The organism is Yinghuangia sp. YIM S09857 (assembly GCF_051388915.1).
Classification (GTDB): domain Bacteria; phylum Actinomycetota; class Actinomycetes; order Streptomycetales; family Streptomycetaceae; genus Yinghuangia.
Genome location: NZ_JBPKBH010000022.1, coordinates 1 through 11,993, shown reverse-complemented (window position 1 = coordinate 11,993; position 11,993 = coordinate 1). Strand labels below are relative to the sequence as shown.

Genomic DNA, 11,993 nt, shown 5'->3' with positions numbered 1-11,993 from the left:
TGCGGACTGCCCGGACTGGCTTGCGAAGTACCTTGCGGACCGGCCTGTGGAGCAGCGGCGCGGTGCGGTGCGGCGGTGCCTTGGACGGTCCGGTCCGGGAGGTTCCCGGGCCGCGAAGCCGCCGGTGGAGCGTCGGTCACGGGTCGACCGCCAGCCGGTAGCCGCGCTTGGTGACCGTGCGGATCAGGCCGGAGTGCGGGCCGAGCGCGGTACGCAGCCGCGCGACCGCCGCCTCCACCGCGTGCTCGTCGGCGCGTACGCCCGTCCACACCTTCTTCAGCAGTTCGGCGCGGCTGAGCACCCAGCCGGGTTTCTCGGCGAGCGCGCGCAGAACCGCCCCGGGGACGGGCGGCAGCCAGATGGTGCGGCCGTCGACGAGGACGGCGTTGCCCTGGAGGACGAGGCGGTCCGTACCGGTGTCGAGTTCTCGGCGGGCGCGCAGGGGCAGCTCCTCGGTGATGGTGCGGACCAGCGAGCCGAGTCGGCCGCGTTCCGGCCACACCGCCTCGATGCCCTGGTCGTGGAGCGGGCGGGCGCAGACCGGCCCGATGCACACGGGCAGGACGTCGGCGCGCAGTGCGTCCAGGGCCTCGGTGCGGCGTCCGAGTTCGTCGGCGCTCTCCAGGTACGCCTCGATCGCGGGCGAGCTGGTGAAGGTGAGGGCGTGGATCTCCCGCCGGACCGTGGCCTCGACGAGTTTGCGGACCGCGCCGGGGTCCTCGGGCGGGCCCCAGCGGTAGACGGGCAGGACGATGACGTCGGCGCCGCGTTCGCGCAGCGCCGCCGCGAAGCCTTCGAGGGGTGCGCCGTGCTCTTGCAGGGCGATGCGCCGGCCGCGCAGGTCGCGGGCGAGGAGCCAGTGGAGGAGTTCGTCGCTCGCCTCGGAGCCGGGTGAGTAGACCTCGCGCAGTCCGGCGGCGCGGACCGCGCCGGTGGCCTTGGGGCCTCTGCTGACCACGACGGCTTCCCGGCACGCCTTGACCAGTTCGGCTCCGTTGCCCCACCCTTCCGCGGCGCTCATCCAGCCCCGCCAGCCGACGCCCGTGGTGGCGACGACGTAGTCGAGGCGGCCGACGAGGCAGGCTTCTGTGGCTCTCCGCAATATGGTGTCGTCGCCCAGCGGGACGATGCGCATGGTGGGCGCCTCGATGACCCTGGCACCTCTGCGCTGGAGGAGTGCCACCAGCTCGTCGCGGCGGCGCGCGGCCGTCACGCCGATCGTGAAGCCGACCAGCGGCTCCGCCAACTCCGTCCCTGTACCCATGCCGTGAGGCTCCCCGACATGTGTTTCCGCGCTGTTGCGCGGCGGTCACGCCGGAGTTAGGGGTGGCCTGCCCAGCGCCTCCCCCGGTGTCGGCGGGCTCACGTGCGCCGCGCGGGGGTGTGAGACAGCCGTACCTCCACCGCAACACATGTGACCCGGTCGCGTAACGGCGTGCGGACACGCTCACTGGCATGAAACACACCGCCCCGGCGCCCGAGCGGACCGCCGTCACCGACACGCACTGCCCGTACTGCGCGTTGCAGTGCGGCATGGGCCTGAGCGTGGGGACGGCCGCCATCCGGGACGTCGCGGGTCCGGACGTCGAGGTCGTGGAGCGTACGGCGTTCCCGGTCAACCGCGGGGCGCTGTGCGGCAAGGGACGTACCGCCGCCGCGGTGCTGCGGACCGGGGTGCGGCTGTCCGCCCCGCTGGTCCGCGACGGCGGGGTGCTGCGCGAGGCGGGCTGGGACGAGGCGTTGGACCGGGTGACGGGCGGCTTCCGGACGGTGCAGGAGAAGTACGGGCGGGACGCGGCCGGGATCTTCGGCGGCGGCGGGCTGACCAATGAGAAGGCGTACCTGCTGGGCAAGTTCGCCCGGGTGGTGCTGGGCACGTCCAACATCGACTACAACGGCCGCTTCTGCATGTCGTCGGCGGCGGCGGCGCACCGGAAGGCGTTCGGCATCGACCGCGGGCTGCCGTTTCCGCTGGAGGACATCCCGCGGACGGGCTGCGCGATCGTGGTGGGCAGCAATCTGGCGGACACGATGCCCCCGGCGCTGCGGTACCTGACCGAGCTGACGGACAACGGCGGCTCGCTGGTCGTGATCGATCCGCGCCGCACGCGAACCGCCGAACAGGCGACCCTGCACCTCCAACCGGTGCCGGGTACGGATCTGGCGCTGGCACTGGGCATGCTGCACCTGGCGATCGCCGACGGGCACGTGGACGAGGCGTTCGTGGCGGAGCGGACCAGCGGGTTCGAGGCGGCCCGGGCGGCGGCGATGGCGCACTGGCCGGAGCGGGTGGAACGGATCACCGGTGTTCCGGTGCCGGAGATGCGCCGCGCGGTGGAGATGTTCGCGGGTGCGGCGTCCGGCATGGTGCTGACCGCGCGCGGGCCGGAGCAGCAGAGCAAGGGCACCGACACGGTCGGGGCGTGGATCAACCTGTGCCTGGCGACCGGCAAGGCGGGTCGGCCGTATTCGGGGTACGGCTGCCTGACCGGGCAGGGCAACGGGCAGGGCGGGCGCGAGCACGGGCAGAAGGCCGACCAGCTGCCGGGGTACCGCTCGATCACCGATCCCGCGGACCGCGCGCACGTGGCCGGGGTGTGGGGGGTGGATCCGGAGTCGCTGCCGGGGCCGGGGCGCAGCGCGTACGAGCTGCTGGACGTGCTCGGCTCGGAGGTGCGCTCGCTGCTGGTGATGGGGTCGAACCCGGTCGTGTCGGCGCCGCGTGCGGCGCATGTGACGGAGCGCCTGGAGTCGCTGGACTTCCTGGTGGTGAGCGACGTCGTGCTGTCGGAGACGGCGGAGCTGGCGGATGTGGTGCTGCCGAGCGCGCAGTGGGCGGAGGAGACCGGCACCACGACGAACCTGGAGGGCAGGGTCATCCTGCGGCAGGCGGCGCTGACCCCGCCGCCGGGGGTGCGCACGGACCTGTCGACGCTGCACCACCTGGCCGCGCGACTGGGTGTCGGCACGGGGTTCCCGACCGACCCGGAGACGGTGTTCGAGGAGCTGCGGGCGGCGACCGCGGGGGCGCAGGCGGACTACGCGGGGATCACGTACGACCGGATCCGCCGCGAGGACGGGGTGTTCTGGCCGTGTCCCGACGCCGCGCACCCGGGCACGCCGCGGCTGTTCCTGGAGCGGTTCGCGACGCCGGACGGGCGGGCGCGGTTCGCGGACGTGGCGCACCGCCCGGCGGCGGAGGAGCCGGACGCGGAGTATCCGCTCTATCTGACGACGGGCCGGGTCCTGGCGCAGTACCAGTCGGGCGCGCAGACGCGGCGGGTCGAGGAGCTGAACCGGGCCGCGCCGGGGCCGTTCGTGGAACTGCACCCGCACCTGGCCGCCCGGCTGGGGGTGTCCGAGGGCGACCTGCTGGCGGTGACGAGCCGTCGCGGGCGGGCCGAGGCACCGGCCCGGGTGACCGCGTCGATCCGGTCGGACACGGTGTTCATGCCGTTCCACTGGGCGGGTGCGGGCCGGGCGAACTCGCTGACCAACCCGGCGCTCGACCCGACGTCGCGCATGCCGGAGTTCAAGGTCTGCGCGGTGCGTGTGGAGCGGGCCGGGTCCCCGGTGCCGGCCGCCGTGGTGAGGAGTGCGTCGTGATGCGTCGTCAGACAGCGGTGATCGGCGCGGGCATGGCCGCGGCCCGGTTGACCGCGCAGCTGTTCGCCCGGGATCCGGGGGCGGCGGTGACGCTGTTCGGCGACGAGGCTTGCGCGCCGTACAACCGGGCGCTGCTGGCGGAGGTGCTGACCGGGCGGCTCCCGGCCGGGACGATCGGCCTGCCGCTGGCGTCCGCGCAGGTGCGCAGCGGTGTCGAGGTGGTGGCGGTGGACACCGCGGCGCGCACGCTGGAACTCGCGGACGGGTCGATCGCGGCGTACGACACGCTGGTGTTCGCGACCGGCTCGAACCCGGTGCTGCCGCCGATCCGCAACCTGCACTGCACGTCGAACACCGGCGAGGGCGGCGAACTCAAGCAGGGCGTACACGCGTTCCGCACCCTGGCGGACTGTGCGCGGCTCGCGGAGGCGGTGCCCGGGGCGCGGCGTGCGGTGGTGGTCGGCGGCGGAATCCTCGGCGTGAGTGCGGCGCGTGCTCTTGCCGAGCTCGGCCTGCCGGTGGAAATCGTGCACCAGGCCCCGTACTTGATGGAACGTCACCTGGACGAGGACGGCGCGGTCGCGCTGCACCGGGCACTGGGCCGGCTCGGGGTGGCGGTGTACGCGGAGAACCGCGCGAAGTCGCTGCACGGCACCGACCGCGCCGAGGGCGTGACGCTGGCGAACGGCTACCGGCTGGACGCGGACCTGGTGGTGCTGGCCTGCGGGGCGCGTCCCCGGGTGGGCCTGGCCCGGGCCGCGGGGCTCGATGTGCGGACCGGGATCGTCGTGGACGACGGCCTGGCGACCAGCGCGCCGGACGTGTACGCGATCGGCGACTGCACCGAACACCGCGGTGTCGTGCACGGGTTGTCGGGGCCCGCGTGGGAGCAGGCGGACGTGCTGGCGGCGCGGTTGTGCGGCGCGGAGGCGACGTACGCGGGTTCGCGCGTCGGGGCGCGACTGACCGCCGGGCCGGTGGAGATCGCGGCGTTCGGCGACGTCGACCCGGTGCCGGACGACGGGCCGCACGACGTCATCCGGCTCGCGGACCCGACCCGCGGCTCGTACAAGAAGCTCGTGCTGCGCGGCGACCGCCTGGTCGGCGCGATCCTCGTCGGCGACCTGGCGACGGTCGGCGCACTCACCCACGCCTACGAACGGGACGAACCGGTCCCGGCGGACCCCCTGCATCTGCTCATCCCGCAAGGAGCCCCCCAGTGATCGAGTCTTCTCTTCCCAAGTCCGTTCGGATTCCTGCAACTTCGATTCCGGCCGCTTCGACCGCCGCCGGACGCCGCCTTGTCCTCGTCGGCCACGGCATGGTGGGCCAGCGCTTCCTGGAGGCGCTGGTCGAGCGCGAGGGCGGCGGCGACTGGCAGGTGACGGTGCTGTGCGAGGAGCCCCGTGCCGCGTACGACCGCGTGCACCTGACCTCCTACTTCTCTGGTCTATCGGCGAACGAACTCTCCATGGTCCCGGCCGGGTTCATGGCGCGGCACGGCATCGACCTGCGACTCGGCGACCCGGCGGTGGCGCTGGACCGCGAGGCGCGGACGGTGACGGCGCGCAGCGGCGAGACGTTCGGGTACGACGCGCTGGTGCTGGCGACGGGCTCGTATCCGTTCGTGCCGCCGGTGCCGGGCCACGACGCCGACGGCTGCTTCGTGTACCGCACGATCGAGGACCTTGAGGCGATCGAGGCGTGGGCCAGGACCGCCAAAACCGGTGCGGTGGTCGGCGGCGGCCTGCTCGGCCTGGAGGCGGCGGGCGCCCTGCGGGCGATGGGGCTGGACACGCATGTCGTGGAGTTCGCCCCGCGCCTGATGGCGATTCAGGTCGACGCGGGCGGCGGTGACGCGCTGCGCCGCAAGATCGAGGAGTTGGGAGTCACCGTGCACACGGGCGCCGGCACCCAGGAGATCGGCGTCGTGGACGGGCGCGCCCGCACGATGGCGCTGTCCAACGGCGAGTCGCTGGACGTGGACCTGGTGGTCTTCTCGGCGGGCGTCCGGCCGCGCGACCAACTGGCCCGGGAGAGCGGGCTGGTGGTGGGTGAGCGGGGCGGGATCGCGGTGGACGAGAGCTGCCGTACGTCCGACCCCTCGGTGTGGGCGATCGGCGAGTGCGCGCTGGCCTCGGACGGCCGGGTGTACGGGCTGGTCGCGCCGGGCTACCAGATGGCCGAGACGGTCGCTCTCGAACTCACGGGCGGTTCCCGGCCGTTCACGGGTGCGGACACCTCGACGAAGCTCAAGCTGCTGGGTGTGGACGTGGCGAGCTTCGGCGACGCGCACGGCGCGTCCGAGGGCTGCCTCGAAGTGCTGTACTCCAACAGCCGCGAGGGGGTCTACAAGAAGCTCGTGGTCGCGGCGGACGGCCGCCTGCTGGGCGGCGTGCTGGTCGGCGACGCCGGGTCGTACGACCTGTTGCGCCCGCTCTGCCTGGCCGGTTCGCCGTTGCCCGCGCCGCCGGAGCAGCTGGTGCTGCCGGAGTCGGCGGGCGCCCCGGTGGTGATCGGCGCCTCGGCGCTGCCGGACGACGCGCTGGTGTGCTCGTGCCACAACGTGTCCAAGGGCGCGATCCGGGCTGCGGTCTCGGAGCAGGGCTGCGCGGACGTCCCGGCGGTGAAGAAGTGCACGCGGGCGGGCACGGGCTGCGGTTCGTGCGTCAAGATGCTGACCACGATCGTGCAGGACGAGCTGGTCGCGAACGGCGTGGAGGTCTCCAAGGGCCTGTGCGAGCACTTCGAGCACACGCGGGCCGAGCTGTTCGAGATCGTGCAGGTGCGCGGCATCACCGGTTTCACCCGGCTGATCGAGGAGCACGGCACCGGGCTGGGCTGCGACGTGTGCAAGCCGGCCGTCGCCTCGATCCTGGCCTCGTTGTCGAACGGCCACATCCTCGACGGCGAACAGGCCGCGCTCCAGGACACCAACGACCACTTCCTGGCGAACCTCCAGCGCAACGGCTCCTATTCGGTGGTACCGCGCATCCCGGGCGGCGAGATCACCCCCGAAGGACTCATCACCATCGGCGAGATCGCCCGCGACTTCGGCCTCTACACGAAGATCACCGGCGGGCAGCGCATCGACATGTTCGGCGCCTCGGTCGACCAACTGCCCTTGATCTGGCGACGGTTGGTGGCGGCCGGGTTCGAGTCAGGGCATGCGTACGGGAAGGCGCTGCGCACCGTGAAGTCGTGCGTGGGCGAGACGTGGTGCCGGTACGGCGTCCAGGACTCGGTCGGCCTGGCGATCGAACTGGAGCTGCGCTACCGGGGGTTGCGGTCGCCGCACAAGCTGAAGTCGGCCGTCTCCGGGTGCGCGCGCGAGTGCGCGGAGGCGCAGAGCAAGGACTTCGGGGTGATCGCCACCTCGACCGGCTGGAACCTCTACATCGGCGGCAACGGCGGCATGACGCCGCGGCACGCGGACCTGCTGGCCGCGGACCTGGACCGCGAGACGCTGATCCGGACCATCGACCGGTTCCTGATGTTCTACATCCGCACCGCGGACCGCCTGGAGCGCACCGCGCCGTGGGTGGAGCGCATGGAGGGCGGCCTCGACCACCTGCGCGCGGTGATCATGGACGACTCGCTCGGGATCTGCGACGACCTCGACGAGCTGATGCAGCGCCACGTCGCGACCTACGAGGACGAATGGCGCGCGACGCTGGAGGACCCGGACCGCCTGCGGCGCTTCGTGTCCTTCGTGAACGCCCCGGGCACGCCCGATCCGACCGTCACGTTCGTCGCCGAACGCGACCAGATCCGCCCGGCCCGGCCGGGCGAGGAGGGGGTCTCCCTCCCGATCGAAGGCCCGACCGACGGCCCGATCGCCGGCCTCATCGCCGGCCCGACCCTGGAGGTAAGGACCTCGTGACCATGGCTGCGGAACGACACGGAGACGCCCTGGCCGGGACCGCCACGCTGGTGGAGATCGGCGCGTCCGGCTCCTGGACGCCGGTGTGCCGGCTGTCCGACCTGATCCCGGGCCGCGGCGTCGCGGCACTGGTGGACGGCGAGCAGGTGGCGGTGTTCGCGGACCGCGACGGGGCGGTCTACGCGGTCGGCAACCGGGACCCGTTCAGCGGGGCGTACGTCATCTCCCGCGGCATCCTCGGCTCGCGGCAGGGCGTGCCGATGGTGATGTCGCCGATGTACAAGGAGGCCTTCGACCTCCGCACCGGTCTGTGCCTGGACGCGGACGACGAACCGGTGTCGCTGCCGGTGTACGAGGTGCGGCTGCGAACGGCGGTGGGAGCGGAGGTCGGCTGACACCGGCCGACGCAAGGACGGCCGGAATGGACGGGCCGGAATGGACGGGCCGGAATGGACGGGCCGGAATGGACGGGCCGGGAAAGACGGGCCGGGAAAGACGGGCCGGGAAGTGCGCCTCAATGGCGCGGCGTACCTCCCGATCACGTGACGCGCGCGGATGCAGGTGCGCGGGTCACGCACGGACGCGGCAGCGGACGCGGCACGGGGGTACGCGCCCGCTGCCGCACCCGTCGGTCCCCGCGCGTCAGATCTCGCTCGCCTTGCGCTCCTGGAGACCCGCGTCCTTGGCCACCGGGTTCCAGAGGGCGACCGCGCGGTTCTTCGCCGTCGTGGCCTCGGTGCTGGCCTTGTTCGCGTCGCGCTTGTCGCCGGTCGTCTTGGCGCGATCGCCGTCCTCGCACTCGCCCTCGGCGTTCTCCCGGCCCCAGGCCGCGAACGCCCGGTCCGCGCGGGCGGACGCCTCCCACGCCTTGCGCAGCCACTCGACGAGTTCGTCGCCGCGCGCGATCTCGTCGGTCTTGAGCGCCGCCAACTTGCGGACCTGCTCGTCCCGTTGCTCGGCGGCCTCGTCGAGTGTCCGGACCGCGGCGTCGATGTCGTCGCAGCGCTCGATCTTCGCCACCGCGCCGGACACCTTGGACCGGGATCCGGCGCTGACGCCGAGCAGTTCGTCCATTTGCTCGGCCTGCGACTTCGGCGCCGCACTGGGGCTGGTGGTGACCGGCGGTGGTACGGCGGCACCGGTCACCGTGGGGGCCGGCGTACCGTCGCCCGCGTTCTTCGTCTCGTCGCCGCCGTCGAACACCCCGCCCGCGAACAGCGCCGCGACGACCAGGGCCGCGACCGCGACCACCGACCCCGCGACGATCGCCCGGCGGCGCCCGTCCCGCGGCGGCGAGCCGGGACCGGACTCGTGGTGGCGCGGCGGCATCGCCGGGGCCGCGTAGTGCGGTTGGCCCGAACCGGGCGGCGGCCCGTAATGCGCCGCCCCGGGCGCATAGCCGGGGTTGGCCGACGGCCCCGAGGACGGCCCGGGCCGGTACAGCGAGGCGAACGGATCATCCCCGCCCGGACCGCCCTGCGGCCCTGCCGAGTGCCCGTGGGGCGGCGGCCCGTACTGCTGCGGAGGTGCCGGAGCCCCCGGCCACCCCTGCGGCGAAGGCGGCGCCGGGTGGCCGTGCGCCCCGGGCGCGGCCGGATACCCGGGCGGCGGACCCCCTGGATACACCGGCGGGGGCGGGGGCGGCCCACCCGGATCCGGCGGAACGATCATGGACGGCGTGGCGATCCTCGTTCCGCCCGCGTCGCCGTACCCGCCACCGTGGTTGGCGTTGTCCGCGCCGTCGTACTCGTCGTAGACCGGGTATCCCCCGGACTCGTCGCGCGGCAGCTCCAACGGCCCGAAGATGGACAGCCCTTCGTCCTTGGGCGCGCCGGACTCCTCACCGGCCGCACCGGATCCAGGCCTGCCACTCATGTCGTGCTCTCCTCGCGCGTGGGTTCCCCTCGACGCTAACCGAGACGCCGAGAAGACGAACAGCGGTTCGGCCCGCACGCGAAGAGTTTCCTCCGGAGACACCCGGAGAGCCCATCCCCCGCCCCCGTTCAGCCCCACGCCGGGTGACGCCCGACACAAGGCCCAACCCCCTGGTGCTGTCGACCAATGCCCCCACCCCGGCGGCGGGCGGCAGCGAGCAGACGGCAGTCGGTGGTCTTCGGCCGGTGGTCTTCGGCCGGTGGTCTGCGGTCGGTGGTCTGCGGTCGGTGGTCGCGAGGCGCAGGACGGGCAGCCGTACGGGGCTCGGAGATGGGTGGCCCCCGGCGTCGGCCCCGTTGACGCCGGGGGGCACCTTGGCCCGGCTGGCCCTCGTCCCGGTTTCGCGGCGTCACGGGGCGGGGCGCGGGCCGTCAGGCGGCCTGGGGGGCCGAGGCAGGTCGGCGAAATCCCGTCGGGCCCTCGGGGGCTTCGGCGGCCGTGCGTCGGCGGCGGTCCCAGGCGGTTCCGCGTACGGCCGCTTCCCGTTGCGGCCGTGGGCGGGTGCCGTCGTTCCGATGGCGCGTCAGGCCGGGATCACCTCCTCGTGCTCGCCTTCGTAGGCCGCCCGGACCGCGTCCATGAAGTCGCGGGCGGCGGGCTCGGATCCGTACGGGGCCAGGCGGCGCTGGAAGTCGCGCAGGTACTCCTGGCCGCGTGCCGAGTGCAGGCGTACGACCAACTCCAGGGCGTCGCCGGCGATCGCGCACGCCTCGTCCAGTTGGTTCTGCTGGAGGTGCGCGGTGGCCAGCAGCAGGGTGTCGACGGCACGGCGCCGTACGCGCGTCTCCGCGTGCCCTTCGAGCGCCGCACGGGCGGCCTCCTCCGCCTGCCGCGGCCGGTCCAGGTCGCGGTAGCAGTGCGCGAACTCGTCGGCCAGGTACGCGCGGTCGAAGTGCGAGATCCATACCGGGTCCTCCTCCGGCCTGGACCGCTCCATCGCGGTCTCGGCCCGCGCCAGCGAGCTCTCGCACGCCCGCACGTCCCCCAACTGCGCGTGCCCGCGCGCCTCCGCGGCGTGGAACATCGCCATCGTGGTGGCCGTCGCGCCCTCCCCGGTGACCGCGGACTTCGAGCCCTCCTGCGCGGCCCGGGCCAACTGGGTTATCTCGCGGGGGTTGCCGAGGTTCCCGGCGAGGTGGCTCATCCCGGCGGCGAGCACGTAGCCGCCGTACGGCCGGTCCCCCGCGGCCTGCGCGAGCCGCAGCGCCTGGATGTAGTAGCGCTGGGCGAGCCCGGGCTGCCCCGTGTCGACGGCCATGTACCCGGCCAGTTCGGTCAGCCGCGACACCGCGGCGAACAACGCGCGCCCGGTCTCGTCGGAGTACGTCCCGCTCAGCAGCCCGGACACCACCGACCCGAGGTAGTGCACGACGACGGGTCGGATGTGTCCCGCGCCGAAGCGGTGGTCGAGGACCGACAACATCTCGGTGGTGGCGCGTACCGCCTCGACGTCGGACGCCCCCACGCGCGGGCCGCCGATGCGCGCGACGGCGGTGTCCGGCTCGGTGATGAGCCAGTCGCGGCTGGGCGCCACGAGCGCGGCCACGGCGACGGACGAATTGAGCAGGAAGTCGCGGCGGTTGACGTCGCTGCGCCACAGCTCGGTGACGACGTCCACGGTGGCGGCGGGCGTCGCGGCGAACTGGAGGCCGATGTTGGTCGCGAGGCTCCGGCCGTCCGCCATGCCGATCTCGTCGACGGTGACGGGACGGCCGAGTTTGCGGCCCAGCGCCTCGGCGATCAGGTTAGGCACCGAGCCGCGGGGCTGCTGGCCGCGCAGCCAGCGGGCCACGGACGTCTTGTCGTAGCGCAGGTCCATGCCCTGCTCGGCGCCGCACATGTTGACGCGCCTGGCGAGACCGGCGTTCGAGCAGCCGGCTTCCTGTATCAGCGTGGCCAGGCGCTCGTTGGGCTGACGTGTGGCGAGCGACCGTGCGGCCATCTGCGTCCCCTCCCGTGGAATGCTCGGAGTCCCGGTGCAGCCGGCCCCCGCTGCGCGGGGCACGAACTCCCCTTGCGGGGAAGCCCCGTCCGCCCGACACACCGTCCGTAACGGACGGTAGCCAGTCGATCGCTCGTGGGGATAGGCCCGGACCCCCCTGCGCCCCCGCAACTGCCGCAATGCGCCCCCACTGCGCCGGGGTGGAAGACGGACGCGGAACGAACGAGGGGGACGGACTGGGGGGGGACGGACGGGGGGACGGACCGGGGGCCAACGGGGGGGCGGACGGGGGGACGGACCGGGGGACGGACTCGGGGGACCAACGGGGGACGGACCGGGGGACGGACTCGGGGGACGGACTCGGGGGACCAACGGGGGACGGACCGGGGGGACGGACGCGGAGCGGACGAGGAGCGGCGACCGGCACCCAGGCGATTGCGGTGGGCCGTGCGCGGCTCAGCGCAGCGGCGCATGGCCGGAGCACACCGCACACCCACACGGCACACGACTGCGGCACACGACTGCCGCTCCCGGGCGCGGCATACGGGTGCGAGCGACGCCGGTGCGGCGGGCGGCGGGCGGCGGGCGGCGGGCGGCGGGCGGCGGGCGGCGGGCGGCGGGCGGCGG

7 protein-coding genes are annotated in these 11,993 nt (G+C 73.8%); 4 read left to right on the top strand and 3 right to left on the bottom strand.

Annotated features, from left to right (window positions below):
* Positions 1 to 136: 136 nt before the first annotated feature.
* A complete protein-coding gene (locus tag ACRX5S_RS33380) occupies positions 137 to 1,264 on the bottom strand; it encodes a uroporphyrinogen-III synthase (RefSeq protein ID WP_436776938.1) in 1,128 nt (375 codons plus the stop codon).
* A gap of 191 nt (positions 1,265 to 1,455) precedes the next feature.
* On the opposite strand from ACRX5S_RS33380, the gene ACRX5S_RS33375 reads away from it, so the two are divergent.
* The 4 genes from ACRX5S_RS33375 (at position 1,456) to nirD (ending at position 7,884) form a co-directional block, all read left to right on the top strand.
* Positions 1,456 to 3,606, top strand: a complete 2,151-nt coding sequence (locus tag ACRX5S_RS33375) for a molybdopterin oxidoreductase family protein (RefSeq protein ID WP_436776937.1) — start codon at positions 1,456 to 1,458, stop codon at positions 3,604 to 3,606.
* A complete protein-coding gene (locus ACRX5S_RS33370; protein WP_436776936.1) occupies positions 3,606 to 4,829 on the top strand; it encodes an NAD(P)/FAD-dependent oxidoreductase in 1,224 nt (407 codons plus the stop codon). Before ACRX5S_RS33375 ends, ACRX5S_RS33370 begins: the two co-directional genes overlap by 1 nt.
* Positions 4,830 to 4,927: 98 nt before the next feature.
* Complete coding sequence (gene nirB / locus ACRX5S_RS33365) at positions 4,928 to 7,489, top strand: nitrite reductase large subunit NirB (RefSeq protein ID WP_436777057.1); 2,562 nt, start codon at positions 4,928 to 4,930, stop codon at positions 7,487 to 7,489.
* A gap of 2 nt (positions 7,490 to 7,491) precedes the next feature.
* Positions 7,492 to 7,884: a nitrite reductase small subunit NirD gene (gene nirD, locus ACRX5S_RS33360; protein WP_436776935.1), complete on the top strand. Its 393-nt coding sequence runs from the start codon at positions 7,492 to 7,494 to the stop codon at positions 7,882 to 7,884.
* A 247-nt stretch (positions 7,885 to 8,131) separates the two neighbouring features.
* Here nirD and ACRX5S_RS33355 read toward each other — a convergent pair whose 3' ends face one another.
* On the bottom strand, positions 8,132 to 9,364 hold the full coding sequence (locus tag ACRX5S_RS33355) for a hypothetical protein (RefSeq protein ID WP_436776934.1): 1,233 nt from the start codon (positions 9,362 to 9,364) through the stop codon (positions 8,132 to 8,134).
* A 583-nt stretch (positions 9,365 to 9,947) separates the two neighbouring features.
* Positions 9,948 to 11,366 (bottom strand): transcriptional regulator, encoded by a 1,419-nt coding sequence (locus ACRX5S_RS33350; RefSeq protein ID WP_436776933.1) that lies wholly within the window; start codon positions 11,364 to 11,366, stop codon positions 9,948 to 9,950.
* Between the last annotated feature and the right edge of the window lie 627 nt (positions 11,367 to 11,993).

What these genes read in the sequence shown, in the direction of transcription:
- ACRX5S_RS33380 (WP_436776938.1), bottom strand. Translation starts at nt 1,264, where the DNA reads ATGGGTACAGGGACGGAGTTGGCGGAGCCGCTGGTCGGCTTCACGATC.
- ACRX5S_RS33375 (WP_436776937.1), top strand. Translation starts at nt 1,456, where the DNA reads ATGAAACACACCGCCCCGGCGCCCGAGCGGACCGCCGTCACCGACACG.
- ACRX5S_RS33370 (WP_436776936.1), top strand. Translation starts at nt 3,606, where the DNA reads ATGCGTCGTCAGACAGCGGTGATCGGCGCGGGCATGGCCGCGGCCCGG.
- nirB (WP_436777057.1), top strand. Translation starts at nt 4,928, where the DNA reads ATGGTGGGCCAGCGCTTCCTGGAGGCGCTGGTCGAGCGCGAGGGCGGC.
- nirD (WP_436776935.1), top strand. Translation starts at nt 7,492, where the DNA reads ATGGCTGCGGAACGACACGGAGACGCCCTGGCCGGGACCGCCACGCTG.
- ACRX5S_RS33355 (WP_436776934.1), bottom strand. Translation starts at nt 9,364, where the DNA reads ATGAGTGGCAGGCCTGGATCCGGTGCGGCCGGTGAGGAGTCCGGCGCG.
- ACRX5S_RS33350 (WP_436776933.1), bottom strand. Translation starts at nt 11,366, where the DNA reads ATGGCCGCACGGTCGCTCGCCACACGTCAGCCCAACGAGCGCCTGGCC.